22 protein-coding genes are annotated in these 23,972 nt (G+C 36.6%); 2 read left to right on the plus strand and 20 right to left on the minus strand.

Going from position 1 to position 23,972, the window contains the following annotated elements; translation table 11 throughout:
• Positions 1 to 145 precede the first annotated feature (145 nt).
• The 3 genes from serS to BN52_RS03925 all read right to left on the minus strand — a co-directional run bounded on the left by serS (position 146) and on the right by BN52_RS03925 (position 2,827).
• Positions 146 to 1,453 (minus strand): serine--tRNA ligase, encoded by a 1,308-nt coding sequence (serS, locus tag BN52_RS03915; protein ID WP_008472932.1) that lies wholly within the window; start codon positions 1,451 to 1,453, stop codon positions 146 to 148.
• A gap of 220 nt (positions 1,454 to 1,673) precedes the next feature.
• Positions 1,674 to 2,249 carry a GNAT family N-acetyltransferase gene (locus BN52_RS03920; protein ID WP_008472933.1) on the minus strand — a complete coding sequence of 192 codons (576 nt, stop codon included), beginning with the start codon at positions 2,247 to 2,249 and terminating at the stop codon, positions 1,674 to 1,676.
• Positions 2,222 to 2,827 (minus strand): TVP38/TMEM64 family protein, encoded by a 606-nt coding sequence (locus tag BN52_RS03925; RefSeq protein ID WP_008472934.1) that lies wholly within the window; start codon positions 2,825 to 2,827, stop codon positions 2,222 to 2,224. The genes BN52_RS03920 and BN52_RS03925 overlap by 28 nt, the downstream gene beginning before the upstream one ends.
• Positions 2,828 to 2,991: 164 nt before the next feature.
• Here BN52_RS03925 and BN52_RS03930 point away from each other — a divergent pair, with 164 nt between their 5' ends.
• A complete protein-coding gene (locus BN52_RS03930) occupies positions 2,992 to 3,786 on the plus strand; it encodes an alpha/beta hydrolase (protein ID WP_008472935.1) in 795 nt (264 codons plus the stop codon).
• A 39-nt stretch (positions 3,787 to 3,825) separates the two neighbouring features.
• Here BN52_RS03930 and BN52_RS03935 read toward each other — a convergent pair whose 3' ends face one another.
• Complete coding sequence (locus BN52_RS03935; protein ID WP_008472936.1) at positions 3,826 to 4,326, minus strand: nucleoside 2-deoxyribosyltransferase; 501 nt, start codon at positions 4,324 to 4,326, stop codon at positions 3,826 to 3,828.
• Positions 4,327 to 4,461: 135 nt separating this feature from the next.
• Here BN52_RS03935 and BN52_RS03940 point away from each other — a divergent pair, with 135 nt between their 5' ends.
• The gene (locus BN52_RS03940; protein ID WP_008472937.1) at positions 4,462 to 5,844 is read left to right on the plus strand and encodes an NAD-dependent succinate-semialdehyde dehydrogenase; all 1,383 of its coding nucleotides are present in this window, start codon (positions 4,462 to 4,464) and stop codon (positions 5,842 to 5,844) included.
• Positions 5,845 to 5,904: 60 nt separating this feature from the next.
• On the opposite strand, the gene BN52_RS03945 is transcribed toward BN52_RS03940, so the two are convergent.
• The 16 genes from BN52_RS03945 to pepT form a co-directional block, all read right to left on the minus strand.
• Positions 5,905 to 6,957, minus strand: a complete 1,053-nt coding sequence (locus BN52_RS03945; RefSeq protein ID WP_040473366.1) for a zinc ribbon domain-containing protein — start codon at positions 6,955 to 6,957, stop codon at positions 5,905 to 5,907.
• A gap of 117 nt (positions 6,958 to 7,074) precedes the next feature.
• Positions 7,075 to 10,584, minus strand: a complete 3,510-nt coding sequence (locus BN52_RS03950) for an MMPL family transporter (RefSeq protein WP_008472939.1) — start codon at positions 10,582 to 10,584, stop codon at positions 7,075 to 7,077.
• Between the two features lie 24 nt (positions 10,585 to 10,608).
• Positions 10,609 to 11,163 carry a TetR/AcrR family transcriptional regulator gene (locus BN52_RS03955; RefSeq protein ID WP_008472941.1) on the minus strand — a complete coding sequence of 185 codons (555 nt, stop codon included), beginning with the start codon at positions 11,161 to 11,163 and terminating at the stop codon, positions 10,609 to 10,611.
• Positions 11,164 to 11,276: 113 nt separating this feature from the next.
• Positions 11,277 to 12,203, minus strand: a complete 927-nt coding sequence (locus BN52_RS03960; RefSeq protein ID WP_040473367.1) for a serine hydrolase — start codon at positions 12,201 to 12,203, stop codon at positions 11,277 to 11,279.
• A 15-nt stretch (positions 12,204 to 12,218) separates the two neighbouring features.
• Positions 12,219 to 13,136: a magnesium transporter CorA family protein gene (locus BN52_RS03965; protein ID WP_008472943.1), complete on the minus strand. Its 918-nt coding sequence runs from the start codon at positions 13,134 to 13,136 to the stop codon at positions 12,219 to 12,221.
• A gap of 117 nt (positions 13,137 to 13,253) precedes the next feature.
• The gene (locus tag BN52_RS03970) at positions 13,254 to 14,561 is read right to left on the minus strand and encodes an extracellular solute-binding protein (RefSeq protein WP_008472944.1); all 1,308 of its coding nucleotides are present in this window, start codon (positions 14,559 to 14,561) and stop codon (positions 13,254 to 13,256) included.
• A 48-nt stretch (positions 14,562 to 14,609) separates the two neighbouring features.
• Positions 14,610 to 15,920, minus strand: a complete 1,311-nt coding sequence (locus tag BN52_RS03975) for an MBL fold metallo-hydrolase (protein ID WP_008472945.1) — start codon at positions 15,918 to 15,920, stop codon at positions 14,610 to 14,612.
• Positions 15,904 to 16,728, minus strand: a complete 825-nt coding sequence (locus tag BN52_RS03980) for a carbohydrate ABC transporter permease (protein ID WP_008472946.1) — start codon at positions 16,726 to 16,728, stop codon at positions 15,904 to 15,906. Before BN52_RS03980 ends, BN52_RS03975 begins: the two co-directional genes overlap by 17 nt.
• A 1-nt stretch (position 16,729) precedes the next feature.
• Positions 16,730 to 17,596 (minus strand): carbohydrate ABC transporter permease, encoded by an 867-nt coding sequence (locus tag BN52_RS03985; protein WP_008472948.1) that lies wholly within the window; start codon positions 17,594 to 17,596, stop codon positions 16,730 to 16,732.
• On the minus strand, positions 17,596 to 18,681 hold the full coding sequence (locus BN52_RS03990; RefSeq protein WP_008472949.1) for an ABC transporter ATP-binding protein: 1,086 nt from the start codon (positions 18,679 to 18,681) through the stop codon (positions 17,596 to 17,598). The genes BN52_RS03985 and BN52_RS03990 overlap by 1 nt, the downstream gene beginning before the upstream one ends.
• A 249-nt stretch (positions 18,682 to 18,930) precedes the next feature.
• Positions 18,931 to 19,785 carry a DNA/RNA non-specific endonuclease gene (locus tag BN52_RS03995; protein WP_008472950.1) on the minus strand — a complete coding sequence of 285 codons (855 nt, stop codon included), beginning with the start codon at positions 19,783 to 19,785 and terminating at the stop codon, positions 18,931 to 18,933.
• Positions 19,786 to 19,799: 14 nt separating this feature from the next.
• A complete protein-coding gene (locus BN52_RS04000) occupies positions 19,800 to 20,750 on the minus strand; it encodes a 3'-5' exonuclease (RefSeq protein ID WP_008472951.1) in 951 nt (316 codons plus the stop codon).
• Positions 20,747 to 21,550 carry a hypothetical protein gene (locus tag BN52_RS04005; RefSeq protein WP_008472952.1) on the minus strand — a complete coding sequence of 268 codons (804 nt, stop codon included), beginning with the start codon at positions 21,548 to 21,550 and terminating at the stop codon, positions 20,747 to 20,749. Before BN52_RS04005 ends, BN52_RS04000 begins: the two co-directional genes overlap by 4 nt.
• Complete coding sequence (locus tag BN52_RS04010) at positions 21,537 to 22,202, minus strand: DUF421 domain-containing protein (RefSeq protein ID WP_040473369.1); 666 nt, start codon at positions 22,200 to 22,202, stop codon at positions 21,537 to 21,539. Before BN52_RS04010 ends, BN52_RS04005 begins: the two co-directional genes overlap by 14 nt.
• A complete protein-coding gene (locus BN52_RS04015) occupies positions 22,202 to 22,651 on the minus strand; it encodes a DUF3290 domain-containing protein (RefSeq protein WP_008472954.1) in 450 nt (149 codons plus the stop codon). The genes BN52_RS04010 and BN52_RS04015 overlap by 1 nt, the downstream gene beginning before the upstream one ends.
• A gap of 1 nt (position 22,652) precedes the next feature.
• Positions 22,653 to 23,921 (minus strand): peptidase T, encoded by a 1,269-nt coding sequence (pepT, locus tag BN52_RS04020; protein WP_008472957.1) that lies wholly within the window; start codon positions 23,919 to 23,921, stop codon positions 22,653 to 22,655.
• Between the last annotated feature and the right edge of the window lie 51 nt (positions 23,922 to 23,972).

Consider the following 23,972-nt stretch of genomic DNA (forward strand, 5'->3'; position numbering starts at 1 on the left):
CTATTTTTCTTCCTTTTTCTTCAAAAACTTTTTTTGAAAAAATTGCAAAAAAATACAGGACCTCTCCCTAAGTCCTGTTTCCATGCGGGTTTTAATAAATAAAAAAGGCAAAAAAGTTTTTACACTTGTTTTGCCTATATATTTGTTAAATTAAACTATCTTGTTTAGTAATCTTGGTCATGCCATTCATGTATGGTACTAATGCTTCAGGCACAGTAACAGTTCCATCTTCATTTTGGTAATTTTCCAAAATTGCGGCTACTGTTCTACCTACAGCTAATCCTGAACCATTTAGAGTATGAGCTAAATGTAACTTGCCATTTTCATCGCGGTAACGAATTTGTGCTCTACGAGCTTGGAAATCAGTACAGTTTGAGCAGCTTGAAATTTCACGATATTTATTTTGAGCTGGCATCCAAACTTCCAAGTCATAAGTTTTTGCACTAGTAAAGCTAGCATCCCCAGTTGAAAGGGCAACTACATGGTAAGGTAAGCCTAATTTTTGTAACAAATGTTCAGCATTATGGGTCAATTTTTCCAATTCATCCCATGAATCTTCCGGCTTACAAATTTTGACCATTTCTACTTTTCTAAATTCGTGCATTCTAATTAAACCACGAGTATCTCTACCTGCAGAACCTGCTTCGCTTCTGAATGCTGGTGACATAGCAGTTACGTTGATTGGCAATTTTTCACCATGAATGATTTCATTTCTAAAGTAGTTTACCAAAGGTACTTCTGCAGTAGGAATCAAAGTCAAATCCAATGGCTTATCTGGATCATCGTTATCAACAATCGTGTAGACATCTTCACGGAATTTAGGGAATTGGCCAGTTCCTTGCATTGAATCATCGTTTACTAAATATGGTGGAATAATTTCAGTATAACCTTCTTTAGTATTTTCATCTAAGAAGAAGTTGAATACAGCTCTTTCCAATAAAGCTCCTGCACCCTTGTAGTAAACAAATCTAGCACCAGAAACTTTGGCAGCACGATCCCAGTCAAGGATATCTAAATCAGTACCCAAATCCCAATGTGCTTTTGGTGTGAATGAAAAAGTTTCTGGTTCATGCCATTTACGAACTTCTTCATTGTAGCTTTCGTCTGGTCCAATTGGATCTGAATCTGCTGGAAAGTTAGGCAAACGTAACAAAATATATTGTTGCTTTTCAGTCAATTCATTAACTTGATTATCTAATTCCTTGATCTTGCTACCTACTTCACGCATGCGAGCGATTGCTTCGCTAGCATCTTCTTTATTACGTTTAGCTTCAGCAATTTGCTTTGAAACGTCATTACGTTCTGCCTTAAGTTGTTCACTTTGTTGCATTGCATTACGACGATCAGCATCGATCTTAACCAATTCATCAAGTTGTTCTGGCTTGATTCCACGAGTAGCAAGCTTTTCTTTTGCCCAATCAAGCTTTTCACGAATAACTTTTATATCTAGCATAGAATAAAAACCTCCATAAACTGAAAAAAAGAGCCGAATCATCCCTGATCTGGGACGAATCGGCTCTATGGCTTCGCGGTACCACCCATCTTCAGCATTGCTGCTGCACTCTTTATAAGCGATAACGGAGCCCAACCGTGCAACTATTAATTGCCCACTTTAAGAAATCTGGAAACGACATTCGTTTGCTCGCACCACCCGCAAACTCTCTGAAGCTGTCTTAGGATTTCGTGTTTTGCTCTATTTTAAGCCATTCTGTCTTTTTGAGCAAATAATATTTTCCTTCATATGGAAATAGTTCACTTAAATTTCGATAATCAACGGAATAGACATATGTAAAACCTAATCGCTTCAACAATCCTTGAGCCTTCAAATTATTTTCAAATGTTCCTGCCCAAATTTCTTCCTGACCATCTTCAGTAAATTCATAATTAAACACTAATTTTAAAGCTTCAGTCATTAATCCTTGACCTTCATATTTTTGGTCAAGCATAAACCCAACTTCTTTACTTGCCAAAAGCTCCTGGTTTTCCATCCCTCGCTCATATAATTCTACCAAGCCAATTACTTGTCGATTTTCTTGTAAACAAATTGCATAGCTTCTCTGGCGAAGAGAATATTGATGAAGTACCATCTTAGCCTCTTCTATATTATTAATCCGTTCAAAGCCTGCCGTTTGATGATAGTGTTCATTTTTTCCCCACTTGAGAAGCGTAGTTTCATCTCCGCGCTTGAATGGACGTAAATATATCCTTTGACCTGCTAATTTTATTTTTGAAAAAAGCCTAAAATCCATTTTGATCCATACACCAGTCCTAAACTATAGGCCGCAATTGTCCACGGTTTACATAAAATAATTATCCAAAAATAAGTCCAAAACTTCATTTCCGTTAAACCAGCCAGCAAACATAACACATCATCCGGAGCAGCTGGAGCCAAGATACAAAGTGCAAATAGCCAATTAAATCGTTTTTGATTTTTAGTCCAGTCAACATATTTTTCAAAAGTTTCTTCTGAAATAATATGATAAATAAAAGTTTTACCATAATGTCTGGCTAAGAAAAAGTTGATCAACGAGCCAATGCAGATACCCACATAATTATAGATAAAGCCCGCAACTGGGCCAAAAAACACGACTCCTCCTAGTAAAGATACTCCACCAGGAATGATTGGAATTACAACTTGGACAATTTGAATAAGTACAAAAATCAATGGACCAACTATTTGTTTATTTGCCAAATAGGCTCGCATTTTAGCTTGATCAGTAAAAATTCCTAATCGATACCAGTAAATTACAAGAATAATCATAATTATCGATGAAATAACTGTGGCATAATTCAGTAATTTGCGACTCTTTTCTTCTGACAAATGCATCTTGATCCCTCTCTTTTGTATATCCTGGCCTCATTTTACCAGAAAAAGCACCTTCAGTAAGCTAATCGGCCTATGATTAATAAAATCTTATTCACATTACCAATCTAACAATTTTTTCTCTATAATAGGTTTAGAAAAAGTTATCTTAATGAAAGGGTGGAATCATGACAATAATCAAAAACAACATTATCTATGATCAAAATCATCAACTAGCAACTGATATCTATTTTCCTAATGATACAACAACTAATACCAAAATCTTGATCTTTTGGCACGGAGGTGGCTGGTTCAGGGGGAATAAAGAAAGCGTCAAAGAATTTGGCATTAGCTTTGCCAATGCTGGTTTTATGACGTTTATCCCTGAATATCGCCTTGCTCCAAAGCACATTTATCCAGCAGCTCATGATGATGCTCTCACTTTTGTAAATTGGCTACTTGAATCTCATTACACAGATGATGACGATCAAAAAAATATTTTTCAAATTGGTGCGAGTGTTGGTGGGAACATGGCTATTTATCTTGCAGGTAAGTTTGGCTTTCCTACAGTTACTTGGTCTGCTCCAGTAGAATTTTCAGACTGGTTTAAAAACCACATCGATACCAAACCATCACCCGTTGCAAAAGAGGAATTTGGTTTAATCGACCGTCATCAAATCGCTGCTTCCTTCTACAAATACTTTGCTCAAACTTATGCTGGTACAGCAAATGAAGCGGTATTAGCTAAAATTAACGCCAAGTCATTCGATTTAACAAATTTAGGGCCCCTCTTGATGATCAATTCTGCTGATGAATTAACACCAATTACTTCAGTCCTAGATTTTATTAATTATCTATCAACCAAAAATTTACCAAGTCAGCTTATGGTAATTCCTGGACATGGTCATGCAATGGACTATGCCAAGGAATACTTAGATGAAAGTCTTGACTATTTGTTCCAAATTGCCAAACGTCACAGATAACAAAAAAACGTAAGTCGCTTGCAACTTACGTTTTTTAAGTTAGATTATCTTGTAGCCACGGACTGGATTAGCAGGTACCGCGTTAAAATCAAAGCTAGCTAATTTATCAAGCTCTTCGTTGCCATCAATAATGGTAGTTGCCCCTTGAGCTAGCATTAAGTTCATCTCTTTTTCACGGTCTGGGTGTTCGGTAAAAGTCACCAATACAACTGGCTTATGCAATGCCCGCATAAAGCCGATTTCAAAGGCTGAGCCGTCATCAATTTTATCCATATCGTATAAGAAAACTCCACAAGTAGCATTGACAATTTCAGTCAAATCATTTTGATAAGTTGCTACTCGCCAAGTCATTGAACGAATACCTCCAACTTCCGGATTTTCTTCGTCAGGATCGACGAAACTTTGATCAAAAGGAAAATGGAATCTAGCGATAGTGGGGTTTTTAGCTAGTAGCTCTTTAGCTTGAACCACCCGTTCACGTTGAGCATCAGTATAAAAGGGTGAGCCTAAATAAATTTTTGCTGTGGGTATCTGCGTCATTTTAACATTAGTCCTTTCATGAAAACCTTATAAGGTATTTTATCAGAAAAGCAGTTCAATTACTTGACTAACTTTTTGTAAGCGCTTTATAATTTTAGATGTAATCATTAAGATAAATAGATCGAGGTAATACTTATGTCAAAATATCAATCGATTAATCCATACACGAACGAAGTCTTTGCTAGCTATGAAAATCCTAGCGATCAACAAATTGATGAAGCTATTAACTTGTCTCACACACTTTATAAGAAGATGCGCCATGAATCTACAACAGATAGAGCGAAAATTTTGCAAAATTTGGCTGACACTTTACGCGACCACAAGGATGAATTTGCTGAACTGATGACCAAAGAAATGGGTAAAGTTATCGGCGAAAGCAAAGAAGAAGTCGACGTCTGCATCAATATTTGTGAATATTATGCTAACAATGGTCCCAAGTTGCTCGAACCTACCCCTCTCCCTTCTCCATTAGGCAACGCATACTATTTGAAGCAAGCTACCGGTGTCGTTCTTGCTTGTGAGCCATGGAATTTCCCACTATATCAAGTAATTAGAGTTTTTGCTCCTAACTTTGTAGTAGGAAATCCAGTAATTTTAAAACATGCTCATAACGTTCCAGGTTCTGCAGCTTTAATCACTAAATTAGTAAAAAAAGCTGGTGCTTCTGAAGGTAGTTTAATCAACTTATATCCTTCATACGATCAATTGGCAAAAATCATTGCCGATCCTCGAATTCAAGGCGTAGCATTGACTGGTTCTGAACGAGGCGGGGCTTCTGTAGCTGCCGAAGCAGGTAAAAACCTAAAGAAATCAACGATGGAATTAGGTGGAAACGATGCTTTCATTGTTTTAGATGATGCAGATCCAACAGTTTTACGCAATGTCTTATTTGATGCACGTACCTATAATGACGGCCAAGTATGTACTTCATCTAAGAGAATGATTGTTACATCTTCATGCTACGAAGAAGTACTTAAGATGCTAAAAGACCGTTTCTCATCTCTCAAAGCCGGTGATCCCTTAGATCCAGGAACTAGCTTGCCACCACTTAATTCTGAACAAGCAAAACAAAAATTGCAAAAACAATTGGATGCAGCGCTTGAAGGTGGAGCTGAAATTTATTACCAATATCCAGAAATCAATCACGAAGGTGCCTTCTTTAGACCTGTTATTTTAACCAATGTAACTAAAGATAATCCAATCTTTGATCAAGAATTATTTGGACCAATTGCCGTTGTTTATGAAGTAAAAGATGAAGCTGAAGCAATTGCTCTTGCAAATGATTCAAGCTATGGTCTTGGCTCATCTGTTATCGGTGCAGACATTAAGCATGCTGAAGAAGTAGCTGCTCAAATTGAAACGGGTATGACAGTGATTAATGGCCGTTGGATTACTTCTGGTGAACTTCCATTTGGTGGTGTTAAGAAATCCGGATACGGCCGTGAATTGAGCCAATTGGGCTTAATGGCATTCGTTAACGAACATTTGGTAATTGATGTCACTAAAAACAATCAATAATTAAATAAAAAAATAAGCGTCGAAATTGATACAATCCCAATAAATGTATCAGATTGACGCTTATTTTTTTGGCTCTTCATTTAATCCTTCATCGGTTTTCTTAAAGATATTATAGCAACTCAAAATTGTAGTCATGATACTTGATAAAATTAATAAGTATGCCGCTACACCGATAGTTACTACATAACTAGTAAATTGATTTGCTAACTGACTGATCATACCTGTACTTGTATTAACACTAGTCAACTTGAACACAACAAAAATTAGCATTGCAGTTTCTATTAAGGAACAAATAAAGGCCTTAACTTTACCTTTTTTGGTATTTTCTAAAACTGCAAAAATAATAAACAGTGGCACTAGTGCTAAAATCAGCCAGCTCCCAAATAAAATCAACGCTTGGGTCAGAGTTCCTCCGTTACCTAAAGATTTGGTTGCTAAAGTCAGAATCACTCTTGAGATTGAAACCTGTTCTAGATTCGTCAATTCAGATACTGAAGCTCCAGATCCTGAAAAGACCACAATTAAACTAATTGCTGCCATGATAATTACTGATAACTGAACATAGTTCAAACGTATTCGTCGACCATGTCTTTGAGCTAGTTTTTGACTTACTTTAGGATGATGTTCAATAAATTCGCCACGTTTTGTCTTAGCATTATTCTCACGATCCTCAAAACTATTAAATACCCGTGAGCCTGAACGATTTACTAACTCGGTCAGCCTACGATCAACAATATATTGTTCAATTTCATTACTACGATCGCAGACAAAATAAAGCCAAATTAAAAGGATAATCAGGGTTACCCACCCTAAGGTTGGTGAAAAGCTAGTAAGCACCATCAAAATAATTCCTGTTAAAAAAACAATCATGGCATTAGTTCTTAGCCAAAGGATAATTTTTTTAACTACTTCATTTTGCTTATCCGGATAAAATTCCTGTTGATAGGCGGCCCTTCTTCTTGGTTTAGGTGTCTCTTCTTTAGTTTTCGAAGCATTAACATCCCCAGTTGTAAAAAAAGTTTGGCGATACTTTTCCAAATTAAAGCCACAATTTGAACAAATATTATCTTTTTCAAGAACCGGTTGATGACAATTTGGGCAGTTTTTTAGCATCTTTCTCAATCTTTCTAGTCAGCTATTATAGAAAAAGCCTGGAACAATCGTCCCAGACTTTTTCTTAGGATAAGTATATTTTACCCACCATATTTATTTTTTTCAAATGCTGTTAAATTATTTATTCTTTTTCTTACCCCAATGCATATCAATGCCTTCATAAGTTAATTTTACTCCAACTGAAAGCGTAATAGGTAAGATCAAGACTAAAATTAATAAACCTACGATAACAGTTAAGGCAACTTCAATTAATGTTGGGATGCCTGATGGAATCAAAGCAGCAAACGTACCACCCAAAATGACAACCGCTGAAATAACGACTGTTCCGATAATTCCAGATGCGGTTAAGATTCTTTGACTTGGAGTCATACCTTGGCCATCAAGTTCTCTATAGCGAGTCATGAGGAAGATACTATAGTCAACACCTAAAGCAATCAACATAATGAAGCTGAAGAATGGCGTATTCCAAGTTAATTGACTTCTACCAAGAACCGCTTGAACGATCCATTGGTTAATTGACAATGAGCATAAGTAGGCAATTAACAAAGTACCCATAATATATACTGGTTGCAATAATGAACGAGTTACAAAGATCAAAGCAAAAGTGATACCGATCAACATAATTGCTGCCGTTCTAATAAAGTCACCATTAGCCACATTCTTAGTATCTTCAATCTTAGAACTTTGGCCACCCATTACCACCTTAGCATTACCAAGAATAGTACCTTGAAGCGACTTTCTTGCCATAGCACTTAATTCTTGTGAACGTTTAGTTGCTTCAGGTGCACTTGGATTCGAATTAAAGACGATAATAATTTGCGCTGACTTCTTATCAGGACTCAAGTAAACCTTTATTGATTTTTGGAAGTCCTTGTCTTTCATGAATTCTTTTGGAATATAGAACGTCTTTGAAGCGGCTGAATCTTGTAAACCTCTTAAGTAAGAACCACCTTGACCTAAGCCGTTATTAGCTTCGTTTAAACCATTGGTTAAGGCAGGCATACTACTTGCTAAGCTTTGAGCACCGCTAGTTAATTTACTTGCTCCGGCTGCTCCTTGTGCAATACCGCTATTCAATTGGTTAGCGCCGTTAGCTAAGCTACCTAAACCTGTTGCAAGTGTTCCTGCACCTGTGTTCAACTTGTTGGCACCTGCATCTAAACTATTAAGTCCAGTTGTAAATTGACCAACGCCTGAATTTAAGCTGTTTGCACCATTTGCTAGACTGCCTAAGCCAGTTGCAAGTGTTCCTGCACCTGTATTCAACTTATTAGCTCCGGCTTGAAGTTTGCTTGCTCCAGCTGCTCCGGAAGCTGCAGCAGTTTGCACTTGAGCCAAACCGGAACTTAATTTATTAAGTGCAGTAGCTGCTCCAGGAAGGGCTTGGTTTGAAGCCGTTGCTAAAGTTTTAACAGCTTGTTGCAGTTGACTTACTTGACTTGTAAGACTTGATAAGTTGTTGCCAGCACCTGCATTAGCACTTGCACTTGAACCAGCTTCAGCCATTGCAGATTGCATTGAAGCATTAGCTGCTTGAGCAATTGCTTGCTTTTGAGTTGGGGTCAAGCCAGACATTTGATTGATTCGACTTGCAAAGTCACTACTATAGGCACTTGCAATCTTAGCCATTTTGCTAGTCTCTTGAGCTTTAATTGAAGCCTGTAAATTATTCATTTGACTAGTTAAACCGCTAATATCCAACCCACTAACTTGTTGATTTAATTGTTGAATACCATCATTAATTTGTGGCAGTGCAGTTTCTAATTGACTTAATTGTGCCTTATTAGCAGATGACATTTGTCCTGCTAACTGGGTATTTAATTTATTCAAGCCAGCTACTAATTGTGCCGTACCAGTAGCTAAACTAGAAGCGCCTGTCTGCAAACTACCTGCTCCAGCCTGAAGTTTATTTGCACCGCTTGCTAGTGAACTTGAGCCTGTCGATAAGCCATTAGCTCCGGCTTGAAGTTTGGCAATTCCTCCTACCAAGCCAAGCGTACCCGTTTGCAAACTGCCTGCACCAGCTTGTAATTTATTTGCGCCACTTGCTAAGCTTGATGCTCCAGTTTGAAGTTGCGCTGTTCCACTTTGCAAACTTTGAGCGCCAGTAGCTAACTGTTGAGCACCATTGGTTGCCTTTTGACTACCTTTGCTTAACTTATCAAGACCAGTTCTAACTTGATCAACTCCATCATTGACCGTACCTAATTGGTTATCAACATATAACTTGTCAATTGCTTCACCATAAGGTTCAGTTACTGAAGTTACGAATGAAACATCATCAGACTTCTGCAATTGCTTAGTCAATTGATCGATCAATCTCAAATTAGCTTCATTATCTAAACGATGCTTACTCTTAATGTACAAGTATGATGGTTCAGCCATTCCCTTAGAGAAGTGTTTTTGAACAACTAAAAATCCTGCTTTAGCTGGAACGTCATTAGCAATTTCATCTGTATCATCGTAGTTCAAGCTACCTGAGTACATCATCATAAATGGCGCTACGACTACTCCAAGTACAACCAAATAAATAATTGGATGTCTCAAAGTTGACTTAGAAATTCCGTGCCAAAGCTTATCTTCAGTTTCACCAGTAAATTTCTTAACTGGCCAAAACATTTTTTCACCAAGCGTAGCCATAAAAAATGGGTTCAATGTCAGTAGCACTAGTAGTAATACTGCAACACCCACAGCTACACCCACAGCTGATTGATAAATAGAGAAGTTAGCTAAACTTAATGCAGTAAATCCAATTAAAATGGAACTTCCTGAGTAAAGAATCGTTTTTCCGGCATTCTTTAAGGCATCATTCATCGCCTCATATTTATTCATGCTCTTACCTAAATTCTCTTTGAATTTATCATAGAGCAAAATATTATAGTCGGTACCAATTCCAAAGAGCACAATAACCATGAAAACTTGAGTGAAGTTTGAGAATGGGAAGTTAGCACTTTGGACTAAATTGGTAACGATTGAGAATGATGTTAAGAACGAAACTCCAACTGTTAACAATGAAATAAGTGGCACAATTGGTGACTTAAAGACAATTATCAATACGATAAAGATAAAGACAACGGTAATAGCTTCAGTCTTTTTGATACCTTCTTGAATTGATTGAGAAAAGGCATTTTCCAAAATATCAGCACCAGTAACGTAAGTCTTGACGCCACTAGTTTTCGCCGCTTGATTAATTTCAGATTCAACATCTGCAATTCGGCCATGGCTCTTTGCAATATTTAATTGCATCACCCATGTTGTACCATCTTTAGATTGTAATTTCTTTCTAGTAGCAATGTTATCATCAGGAGCCAAGACATCAGTAATACCATATTTAGATTTATGATCTTTAAACTTATTGATAGTATTATTGATTTCAGCTTTATCATCAGCACTTAATTTGCCGTGTTCTTTGTTAAAAACAATTGCGACTTCATAAGTGTTTTTCTTTTTCTTACCCCAATCTGCTTGAATGGTCTTGGCAACTTCACTTTCAACATTCTTTGGTAAAGAAATTGTTGAGTGTTCACTTGTCAAATGACCAATATTTGGTAAAGCAAAGACCGAGATAAGCAGAATAAGTATCCATGCAATTAAAGAAAATACATGATTTTTGATAAACTTCTGCACTTTAAAATCCTCCACTCACTAAAGTTAAATACCTGCTGGCTGAACCAAGCGCAAAATCATCTTATGATAATTTTCATTCGCTTCTTCAGCGCTCTCATCTGTAAATGCTAGGCCTTTATCCAAAAAGACATATCCGAGAACTGCGCCGACTAGGACATGAAACGATGGCGCATTGTCTGATCTTAAATTAAGCTTCTCACCCAGCTCAAAAATGTTAGCAATTTCCTGTGTAATCGCATCTTCATGGGAATAATCATTCAAATGATAAAGGATACTAAAAATAGTGGGATCCTTTAACAGAAAATCACGTACAATGTCTGCAAATTTCAATAATGCAGCTTCACCTGATAATCCCAAAAGATTATTAACTAATTCTTGGTGAAGTTCTTTTATACGACTAGCACCAACTAGCGATAGCAATTGATGTCGGCCCGAGACGTAATGATATAGCGATTGCGAGCGCACACCTAAGGCTTTTGCTAAGTTGGGCATAGTCATTTCTGATAATCCACGATCTGCAATTAACTCACTGGCTTTTGCAATCACTTTATCTAAATCTAGACTTCGTTTTTGCGCCATTGTTTAGCCTCCTATTTTCTAGCATGTAAATAATATATCACTACACATTGAAGAATACAATCTACAATGTGTAAATTATTCAAAAAAATAAAAAATAAGCGTTTTTCTAACGCTTATTTTGCAAACCATTTATTTACAGCTTCCCCTAATTTAGCAAATTTCGTATTTGTGTTAGACCAGACAGAAATAGCGTATGATTTGCCGTTTGTCTGAACAATAGCAATCTCCGCATTACTATCGCCTATTCCATAAATTGTACCTGATAATTTGCTTGTCAATTTAATTTTAGGATTATGCATAGCCGCTAAAACTCGATAGGCATACTCCTTTTTTACTACCTGTCCTTGATAAAGAGCAAGTACCGCTTTATTCAGATCCTCTGCTGTGGTCTCTCCAACCGTATTCGCAGTAAACTTCCCTTTCAAACTTGTCTGTTTAGTTCCTGTAGCTTGAATTATTTGCGCTACTTGTTTTGAGCCAATTGTTCTAAGCAAAGCATTAGCAGCTGTCTTACTTCCTTGCATCATTGCCTGACGCAAATATGCTAATCCATATTGAATATTTACTTGAAGCATTTGATCATTTTTAGCATGATCGGCTTTAGAAATTTTAACAACAGTTGAAGCTCTTAACTTACCTTTTTGCTCTTCTCTATACAAAGCAAGTAAGATGAAGAATCTCATAATTTGATCAACTTTGTGCACGCGATTGCTATTTGCTACTTTCGCAAATCGCTTAGAATTATTTAGATCTTGAACCACTACTTGATAACTATCGTTGCTCCCCATAGCTTTAGTTATTGCTGTAGCTAAATCGGTTTGACTTCCTTTAACGATAGAAACCTTGCGATTAAATTCCGCAGTTTCGATTTTAGGCGCTTTAGGTTCATGCTGCTTTTTACTAGGAGCTTTTGCCTTACGTTGGATCTTGGGCTCAATTACTTTAACAGTTGCTGTTTCATTCCGCTTCATACTTGCTGAATAAAGCATAAATGCGAAAAAAGTTACCAGTAAGGATCTAATGAATATTTTATTTTTCATTTACACACTACCTGATTAAAAGAAATGATGCTTTCGCATTAATATTACTAACCATCCCATTAATACCACCATGATGATAACAACAATAATCCAATCAAATGAACTATGCGCAATTGGTAAAGCCACATTCATGCCGTAAAAACCAGTTAGAATCGTTGGAATTGTTAACACAATCGACCAAACCGTCAAAAACTTCATCGTATCGTTCAAATTGTTATTCATCATATTATTTGATGTTGCAGCAAGGGTCTTGGTTACTTGGTGAGATATTTGAACCATTTCTGCAGACTGATTCGATTCAATTAAAACATCATCAAGGCGTTCTCGAGCAGTTTTAGTAAATTCAAGTTGTGAATGATCCAAACTGTGAAGCATCATTAAGTCTGTTTGAATTGAGCTCGAGAGGTAAACCAGACTCTTTTCAATGTTAGATAATTCTACAAGATCCTTATTATCGATTTCATCAGATAATTTTTGATCTAAGCCATTACGCTCAACGTCTAACTGAGTAACTGCTCGTTGGAAATATTGTGAAGAATAAAGCAAAAAAATCATCAATAATTCAGTTACATCAGATGCTTCTGCTAAGCGATCGCGCATTCTTCGATCATTGAATTCATCAAAAATATAACTGGTTGATTCAGTGTGGAAAGTAAAAATATTTTCACCGACAACCAAAAAAGTAATAGGATGTGCTGTAAAATGCTTAATTGAATTTGTTGGCCAGATGGGAACGTCATAAACCAGCAAATGACTTTTAGTATGAACATCGTAATCGTAGTGAGGACGTTCATGACGGTCAGAAATATATGAGATAATATCAGGTGTTAAGTTAAACTCATCTTGCAGTTTATTACTATCCTGTTCACTTAAATTACTAATATCAAACCATTTATATTTCGTTTTCTTAGGAAACGTTTGTTGTTTAATCAATTAGCTCACCCCTAGTCCAATTTTATTCCGCTAATTTATCTTACCATTTTAAAGAAAACAAAAGAAGTTGAGAATTATACAATCTCAACTTCTTTTTAAATTTATTGCTATTTAGTTTTATTGCTTCCAAGCTGCATCAAATTTTGACTTGCCAGCGTTAATTGCGTTGTTTACATCTTGATGCTTTTGCGCAGCTGAAAGAATGTTTTGCATAATGGTGTTTAATTCACCGTATGCAGCGTTAGAGTTCTTTTCAACAGGAACACTGTAAAGATTCTTCATAGCACCTTCAAGTTTTGCAGGCAACTTAATGTTTGAATTATTCTTGTATTCGCTTGAAGTTACAACATCATTGTTTACAGGAATGTAACCTGTAGCGTTTGCCCAAGTAAGTTGGCTTGACTTAGATACTAAGAACTTCATGTACATAAATGCAGCAGCCTTTTGATCTGCAGATGCATGCTTGAACATGTAAATATCAGTACCTTGTTGCATAGTGTACTTACCAGGACGAGCAGCTACTTCGTAATCAAACTTCTTGCCAACACCTTGCTTTACGAAGCCTTCACCAGCTGAAGTACCAATAAACATTGCTACCTTTTCGTTAGCAAATGGTCCTGACAAGTACATGTCTGAACCAGCTACTCTGAAGTAACCATTCTTAACACCATCAGCGTAGTAGTTAATAACTTTCTTTGAAGTTGCATCGCTAAAGTTGATCTTTTGGCTAAAATCAACGCCTTCGTTCTTCACACCTAAAACATAGTAGTTAGATAATGAGTCAAAACCAGCACCAACAACCTTGTGGTTACTCTTTTCGTAGATAGTCTTAGCAGCATCCTTCAATTCTTCCATAGTAGTTGGAACTTTCTTGATGCCATACTTCTTAAACATATCTGCATTGTAAGTCAAAGTTTCAATTGACTTGTTAAATGGAATACCGTATTGAGTACCCTTAATTTGAGCACCATCTAACAATTCAGTTCTAATGTTTGACTTCTCTGCACTACCCCAACCAACATTAGAATCATTAATGTATGGAGTCAAATCAACTAACATCTTGTTTTGTGCAGCATTCCAAAGCCAACCTGGATATGCTTGAGTAATAGTTGGCAAACTGTTTGGTGATTGCAAAGTTGAGTTAATCTTAGCTTGCAAATCCTTGTAAGCACCTTGGTTTTCCAACTTAATAGTAATCTTTGGGTTCTTCTTTTCAAAGTCTTTAGTCAACTTCTTCAAAGTATCTTGTTGAACCCCAGTCATACCATGCCAAAAAACAACTGTAGTCTTCTTAGTAATCTTTGATGGAATCTTGTCAGATGAACTTGATGATGAGCTGTTTCCATTATTATTTGAACAAGCTGCAAGTCCCATCAATGCTAAACCAGCTACTGCTGTCATAGCAATTTTTCTACTAAACTTCATTTGGATATCCTCCCAAAAAATAAAACTAAACAACAATTTTTTGATTTTCTAAAGCGTGATGGTTTGTCCACGCTTTGGTAAAATCCGTTCACCAAATGGGTTCTCTTCCAGTTCCGGATGCAATGTGTGCACCGGTACCAAAATAACTGGCTGAACCTCAGCAATAATCTGTTGCAGTTCTTTTTCATCTGCGTGTCCTGAGCAACGCAGTGCTAAGAACTCAACGCCTATCTCAGCAAATTTATCAACAAAAGGTCGATATGCTGGATCGAAATCACCAAGTGGTTCTGCATTCGAGTGAATGTAAAGCCCACCTTTTTGAAGTCGATCAAATTCTCCAACTGCTTGCCAGAGGTATTCATGATCATCAGCTAATAGAGCATCATACGATACTTCTAACTCAGGTTTTAGATCAGAGAATATTGCTTCCCCTGGCAAGTAATAATATGGATAGTCCTTATCAAGACTACTCTTAAGCAAATGCGCTCTTTTAGCGTGGAGAACTACTTTTCTTGGAGAATCACTAATAATTCTGAGTAGGCGCTCCACATTTGTTGGATATGTATTGAAAGTGATTTGTCTAGCTGGATTATCCTCTTGCAATTTAACAATCCGCTCTGTCAGCTCAACTTCATTTCTCGGACCAGTAAATTCTTCACTACTTTCTGAATTTTGGTCATTTTTGCGTTCTGGCCAAGAAACACCAGTACCTTCAATTATGAATAAATCCGCATTCTTCGCAGCTTGCAAATATTCATGAACTTGATCTGGATGATAACCGTGCAAGCGAATATCACCGGTAAAAGCAATTTTCTTATCAGGTGTTCTTACAATTAATCCAGTAGCTCCATAAGCGTCATGATCGCTTGGCCAAACTTCAAGCTCAATATCGCCTACCTGAATTGGTTCGCGATATTTAGCTGCAATGATCGGTCTAGTATAAGTTTTATCATGACCTGCTGCAGGCAATAAGAAATCGCCTTTTTCATTTAAAGTTGGCAATAAATGAGCGGTATTAGGGCCGGCATAAAGCGGTATCTCAGGAGCCAACAAGTTCAGTGCCTTGCTGTGGTCTAAATGTAGGTGTGAAATGTAGGCAGCTGCATGTTCAAACTTATTGTGGTCAATTTCTTTTCCGGTTACTTTGGGATCATAGAAATTAGGTACATCCCCAATTAATTCATATTTCAACAAAGTAGCGAAATCTTCATCTTCAAGGCTTAAGCCTAATTCAGGTCGATATACTTCTCCTAAATCGAACAGTACATGTGACTTACTATAGGCAACCTCGATCATAGGACCACCAATTGTCGTTAAGCCATTGTAAAAAGTAACAGTAGTCTTATCCCTTAAGGTCATTTCTTACAACTCCTCGAATAATTTGCTTTCTAAAGATAAAGTAAAGAATCAAAATTGGCAAAACAGTTAAAGTTGCTGCTGCTAATTGCAATTGCGTTTCACTACCAGCATCAGACGCAAAGGCAGTCAAACCATTATTCAAAAGCCGCATGCTGTCCTCATTAGTTACCAATAATGGCCATAGGAATGAGTTCCATCCAGAAATGAAACTTAATAGTCCTACCGTAAATAATCCACCACGGGACATAGGTACTAAAATCTTCCAAATGTATTCCCAATCGCTAGCACCATCAATCATTGATGCCTTATAGATCGTTGGAGAAATTGAACCAAAATAACTTTGTAAATAGTACATATAGAAAATTGAAGTTAAGAATGGCAAAACCAAACCAATATAAGTATTCAATAATCCTAGTTGAGCAATTGTGTTGTAGTTAGTAAAAATGATAGCTTCCCCGGGTACCATTAACAATGAAAGTAATACTACTTGAACAATTCCTTTTCCTTTAAAGCGCAAGTTAACCATCGCAAAAGCGCCCAATAAGGAATTAAACAAACTTACGATCGTAGTTACACTCGCAGTTAGTAAGGTGTTAAAGAAATATCTTGCAAATGGAGCCTGGGCAAAGACTCTAGCATAGTTTGACCATTGTGGTTTGCTTGGCCAAAGTGTAGGTGGAATCTTCGTCGTTTCTTGGAACGACATCAAACCACCAAGAATCATGTAAATAAATGGATAAACGGTAATAATCGCAAAGATTGCAAGGATCAGATAGGCTACGATTACTCCAATACGAAATTTCTTCATCCTATTGTCCTCCAATCTTCTTCATCATTTTACGTTGTAAGAATGTTACAAATAAAATTATTAAGAATAATACAACAGTTGCGGCCATAGCTACACCAGGAGTTCCTACGATTTGGAACTTGTTATAAATGTAGAACACTGCAGTTGAGGCTGAATTACCTACACCAGCTTGACCATTAAATAAGGCATAAACTGAAGTATAGATCTTGAAGGCAGCAATGATATTCATTGTGAGCAAAAACGCTAACGTTGGTACTAATTGTGGCATGGTAATCCGCCAAAACTTTTCACGACTGTTAGCACCATACATATCAGCAATCGTGTAGTAGTTAGGATCAATATTTCTCAACGCACCCATCAAAATTACGATATTGAAGGCTAATGAAGTCCAAATACCGAATAAAATAATCGTTGTTAAGGACATTGATGGATCATCAATCCAGTTAGGAGCAGGTAAGTGAAATGCACGCAAAATGAAATTCAACATACCGTATTCACCATTAAAGATATAACGGAAAACAATACCAATCGCAATTGTTGAAGTAACGTAAGGCATAAAGAAAGTCGTTTCAAATAACGATTTATGCTTTACTTTACTGAAAATCAACCACGCTAGCATCACAGAAATTGCTAAAGCCACTGGAACTGAGATCAAGGCATAAAGCAAAGTATTTTTAATAGCTAGCCAGAACTCTGGATCACTAAAGATGTATTGATAGTTACCCAATCCATTCCATGAAAGTGAAATCAATGATCCACTCTGGAAACTCATCACAAACGCTCTAAGAATTGGATAAATACTAAAGAAGGTAACAAAGAATAAGGTAGGAGCTAAAAATAGCCAAGCCTTGGTTTGATTCTGTTTCATTAGTAAACACGCTCTCCTTCTGGAGTAAATAGGAATACTCGATCTAAGCGCATCTTCAACGCAACCTTATCGCCAGCTTTAATTGGCACTTCAAGGTTAACCAAAGAACGAGTTTGTACAGCTTCATGATCGAATTTCAAAATTCGTTCACGACCGATCAATTCCACATCCTTAATCTCTGCTTCAAAATGACCATTTTCATCTGGTTGAATGTTTTCAGGACGAACAGATAAAATATACTGTCCATCAGAAATTTCTCGTTTGAAACGACTATTATCAAAGTCATCTAAATTAAGTTCAAAATCTGAACCGATTACTTTGCCGTCTTTAATTTCAACTTTGAAATTATCAATTACAGGATTACCAACAAAGTTAGCTACAAAGTAATTATTTGGTTCTAGATAAAAGTTTTGACCTAAGTCATCTTGTTGGATCACACCATCGTTAAAGAGAATAATTTCATCCCCAATTGACAATGCCTCTTCTTGATCGTGGGTAACAAACAAAGTAGTAATACCCACTTTCTTAACTAATGCCCGAATTTCTTCACGAATTTTCAATCTTAAACGAGCATCGAGGTTACTCAATGGTTCGTCCATCAATAAGATTTTAGGTTCTTGAACTAACGCACGAGCAATGGCAACACGCTGTTGTTGACCACCTGAAAGGCTACCTGGTTTTTGATTAGCAAATTCCGTAATTTGCGTCAAATCCATGTACTTTCGAGCTACCTTTTCAGCTTCTTCTTTTGACTTCTTGTTCTTACCGACGGTCAAAGGAAACATAACATTTTGCAAAACCGTCATATGAGGATATAAAGCGTAGTTTTGAAAAACATAACCAATTTGACGATCTTTTGGTTCAGTTTTAACAACTGACTTACCATCAAATAAAATATCTCCGCTTGTTGGGAAAAGTAACCCAGCCAACATGTTAAGAATCGTTGTTTTACCACAACCAGAAGGACCTAATAAACATACTAGATCTCCCTTCTTAACTGAGAAGCTAACGTTCTTGATAGCTTCATAACCATTATCATAAACCTTGCGAAGATTCTTTACTTCAACAAATTTTTCATTATTCATAAGTCTATGCACCACTATATCTTGATATTAGTTTTGTATTTCTTTTATTAATTTTATGATATTATTCGAAAAATCACAAATATTTCGTCACAAAAAATTCGTACTTTTCTGTTCAATTTGGTTTTTATTTGCAAATATTTTTTATTTTTAATGAAACAACATTAATCATATAGAAAATATCTGCTATTTCATTCGGTTTTTCAACATCTTGTGGTTAAAGTGCTTCACTATATAACAACAAAGCCGTATCTATTCAGTCACAGATAACTCACGATTACGCTTAGCCCGTCCATTATTATAATCAAACACATAACCAGGTTGAACATTGAATAAATAAACATTAAAGTTCAAACTTCCATCCGTAGAAATTGCTTGCAAATTAATGCCACGAGCCATCAATTCATCTCCACGAAAAATCGGCGTTGCCTGATAGATCACTTTCTTATTAGCCCGCAAAGCATTTCTTACCTTGCTTTCAAAAATCGTTTGGATTTTTTGATTGGAAAAGGCCGATTGTGTAAATAAATTCTTAGGATTGTTTTGATCTCCTGACTGATTCTTAGGATTATATTTTCCATTTTGATCAATTCCAGCTGAAACAGAATATGCAATTAAATGGCCACGATTATAAATTTGCTCACCATTTCTACGGTTATAGTGCCAAGCTGTTGGCTCCACAAATTGCCGTACCCGCAAACTATCATTAGCAACATTGCGTTTTTCAAGAAAGGCTGTATTAGAACTTGATGTTCGATTCAAGCGATCCAATTTTGAATAAATCACATAATTACTCTTCCAAGCGCTTTTAATCAAAGTCGAACGATTATGATTTACCGTCATATAGCCCTTTTGTCCGCTCTTAAAATCAATTGTGGCTAATTTTTGATAGTCGCTCTTCGATAATCCGCCATAGCTATTGTTTCCTGTCTTAGCAGTTGAAACCACATTATCGGCACTATTTCCGGTTAATTCATTGGTTAAGGTATTAACCGTACTTGGCAAATCGCCACCAGACTTAAGCCAAATCATGAAAAAAGCCGCAATTAATACGGCTACAGAATAGATTCCACCTTGCTTTTTCTTACTACGACTTTTTTTCGACATTATGTTCCTTTCTTCTAACTTCTTGCCCAATCATCCAGCATCCCTAAGAAAAACGTCTCCGTGAGCTTCTTAACCTTGCTACCTGAATGTTGCAATTCCTTAATTTGGGTATTTAATTCATCTTTACTGAAAAAATTCCGATCATTAACAATCACATAATTAGTATCAAAAGCTAGCTCGTCCTGAGCTTCTCCTGATAAATTATTTATCATCAAGTTTACATCTGTAAGATCTAATTCTAAATCGTTGGCCAATAAAATTTTCTTATTGCTAATTGGATTGAACCTACCTAATTGCCATATAGGCAATGGCTTACTAGTTAAGTCAAAGTTCTTAATGCTTGCCTGGGCCTTATGTAACACTTCAGGCGAAAAGTACTTGGCAAAATCTTGATAAACCTTAATGGTGTCTAATGAATCATCAAGCCCACGGTGTTGCTCAACTTGAGCTATTCCTGAGCGCTTCATAACATCAAGCAAACGATTATGTTGCCCTGGGTAATAAGCACGTGCTAGCCGCAAGACATCAATGTAATCGTTAGCCAATCTTGGCTCATGATATTTTTCAACCAAATCATAGGTAAAATTCAAATCGAAATTGACATTATAGCCGGCAATCAAGTCATCACCAATAAATTCACGAAATTCATGAATTGCTTGCTCTGCAGGAATTCCTTCAGCTAAGATTTTCTCCTTAGTAATACCGTTTAACTTGGTAATGAAGGCCGGAACTTTATTGTTTTTAGGATCTATTACTAAGTTGCTGTAAGTATCAACAACTTCTCCCCCTCTAACCTTAACCGCACCAAATTCCGTAATGCGATCGCGATACGTACTCAATCCGGTAGTTTCAATATCGATCATCGTGTAATCATCAAAAAAGCCAACGCGTTCACGACCTTTTTGACGTAATTTATCTTGGGCACCGGGAACTTGTAAAACCCCATTTGAAATTACAATACTCATTTTTCTTCCTTAACTAATTTTGCTAGTAATTCTTTTGGATCTGAAGCTTCGCTATATGAACGTTTTTGGAGGTTATCTGGTAATGCACTTGCTTCCAAATCGCAACTAATAAAGTGCCAAGTAGAAAATTGTTGTACTAAATTGATCACTGGCGCCACTAATTGGGGGCTCAGAACATCTACCCCTAATTGCAAGACTACTAAATTAACCTTTTCATTATTAGTAATAAACCAACGAAAATCATGATTAGCATCTGTATCTGGAAAAAAGTTGCTATTAAGAGGCATGTGAAGCTCTAACTCTTTACCACACACTGTACACTTAGGCACTTTTCCATTGCCAGCAACAAACTGCTTTACAGTTTCTAGATCATCAGTATTACCATGATTGATTCCGCTAGAGCATTGTGTTTTAGTCCAATCGCCGAAAATGTTAAAAATTCTTTTTTTAGCAAAGCCCGCTTGTTCAAATAAATGCGCAAAACTACTATTGGCAATAAAATATGGCTTATCAGCTAAAACTGCCTGTAATTGTTCCATTTGATGACTAGGCTGGTAACTTAAAGTGTAGCGCTGAATCAAATCCGACCAAAAAGCCCATTTGTCTTCCCAAGAAAGCGGAGCTTCAAGAGCGTTACCAATATTATTGGCTTTAGTTTTTTTTGCCCATTTAGGAAACTCCTGGGTAAAACCTTCACTAAGAATATCTAACCCTTCATAATTAGCATATCGATTACCAGCAGTAACAATTATTGCATCTGCCGCTTTCAACCAATTTTTAGCTTGTTCAATTGTTGCCATGAATCTTCTTTTTTCCTTTCTTGTAACTTGTTAATAATAAGTTACCTCGCCAATACTCACCCAAAAAGATTTGACCGATGTTTTCATAACCGGCAGCCTTGATTTTTTCGTCAAGCCAGCTTTCATCATGCTTAATTAATTCAAGCACATCATAATTAATCTGCCCATCACTAATCAATGGAAAACGAATATTCCTTTGATCATTTTCAATGATTGTCAATTGGCCATTTCTTTCAAAAATGCAATTTTTAATTTGCGTAACTGAATAAATGCCATTGCTCCGCAATTTAAACATCAGTTCGTTAGCAGTTATTCCTGCTCGCATACAATTTTCTACCAAAATATGACCATTCTTAATAACTTGAACTGGCTTTCCATCGATGACGGTACGAATGATCTGACTATGATCACGGGCAAATTTCAGAATGAAAACTACTAACGTCCAAACAATCAGAACCAGCATAAATTGTAAAGTGGTAATATTAGGGTTATACAGCACGCCACCAATAATCCCACCTAAGACATAATTCTGAAGTTGATCAAGAGCTGTACTTGGAGCTAGATTGCTTTTTCCAAATAAATTAATTTGGATAATAAAGGTTAAAAGGCCTAAAGCAAGTTTGATAAACAGTTGAACATAATTTAATTGAATCAATTTTTCACCTCGACACGATGATCAATTACATGAGCTTGTGACAAAGTGTAGGTATTATTGTCAGTACTCAAATGTAATTGATAATCTATATTCTTAGATTCGATGCGAACAATCATCCCATCTTGTAAAATTTCAGAATTAACCAAAACATCAGAAGTAGGTACTTCCTCGTCTTTGGCAACTGATTTAATAAAGGGCACGATCTGTGTCGTTTGTGAACGCTGATTGTTGATCTTCAAATACTTTTGATATTGAGTCCCTGCAAAAAGCAATAAAAACAGTAGCGCAATAATTCCTAAATCGCGATACCTAGTTGCGAAACGATCATGAATATATAAAATTGCAAATATCAGCATTGCTCCTAAAGCAATTAGCATCAAAATCGTTAAGGTCAACTGATCTTCACTACGATGTTCAACTATATATTTTAATGTATAAAAAGTCATATTACCTTGTTAACGGAGTTTCATCCCTTCGATCATTTAACTCTAAATGAGTCTGCACTATCGTCGTTAAGGTTTTAGCAAGAAGCACCATATTTTCTACGCTGACATATTCATAACGGCCATGGAAGTTGGCGCCACCATTAAACAAATTAGGCGTTGGAATGCCTTTTTGACTAATAAAGTCACCATCAGTACCTCCACGAAAGGCGATATGATGGATTGGCAACCCCATCTTTTCATATGCATGATGTACTAAATTTACCACATAAGGATGTGCCTTAATCACATCTCCTGGAGACAGGTATTGATCATGTATTTCCAGTTTAACTCTATCTTCACCGTAACGTTGATTGAACTGTGCCACTAAGCTCTTGATTAACGCTTTATTTTGTTTAAATCCAGCAGTATCAAAATCACGAATAATCAATTCTACTCTAGCATGATCAACATTGCCTTCATTGCTCAAAACTAGGATATAGCCTTGATAGCCACGACTTTTTTCTGGAACAAAATCCTCTGGCAAGAGACTTACAAATTTGCTTGCCATCAATGTAGCATTAACCATCAAGCCATATGCTTCACCTGGATGAACAACGGTACCATAAAAATCAATTGTTGCAGCTGCAGCATTAAAAGTTTCATAAGTAATGTCGCCAGGATCACCATTATCCAAAGTATAAGCAAATTCAACTGGGAAGCGACTAACGTCAAATCGTTTAGCTCCCTGACCAATTTCTTCATCAGGTCCAAAGGCTAGCCAAATTTCACCATGTTCAACCTCAGGATTTTCTTGAAGATACTTAGCCATTCCTAATAAACCAGCAATTCCAGCTTTATCATCAGCTCCAAGCAACGTATCGCCAGAAGCAGTAATCAAAGTATGGCCAATCACTTTTTTCAAAGAAGGAAATTCCGCACTTGATAAGTGATAGCCATGTCCTAATTCAATCGTTTGTCCATCATAGTCTGGATGAACTTGAGGCTGAATGTTTTCCGCATTGAAATCTGCAGTATCAACATGAGCTACAAAACCAATGGCACTAACTTTTTTTGTCGTATTGGCTGGAATTTTGCCAACGACATAAGCATCTTTTTCAGAATATGAGACTTGTTCTAATCCTAGATGCTCAAGTTCATGAAGCAATTCCTTCAGCAAAACTACCTGTCCTGGAGTAGTGGGAATTGCGGTACTGTGTTCATCAGCACGAGTATTCATTTTTGCATAAGCAACGAACTTGTCTTTAATGTAATCAAAATCATAATTTGTCATAAATATGCCTCACTTTCAAAGGTTTATTTAGCATTATAGATTAAAATTACT

It is taken from the genome of Lactobacillus gigeriorum DSM 23908 = CRBIP 24.85 (genome assembly GCF_000296855.1).
GTDB classification, from domain to species: domain Bacteria; phylum Bacillota; class Bacilli; order Lactobacillales; family Lactobacillaceae; genus Lactobacillus; species Lactobacillus gigeriorum.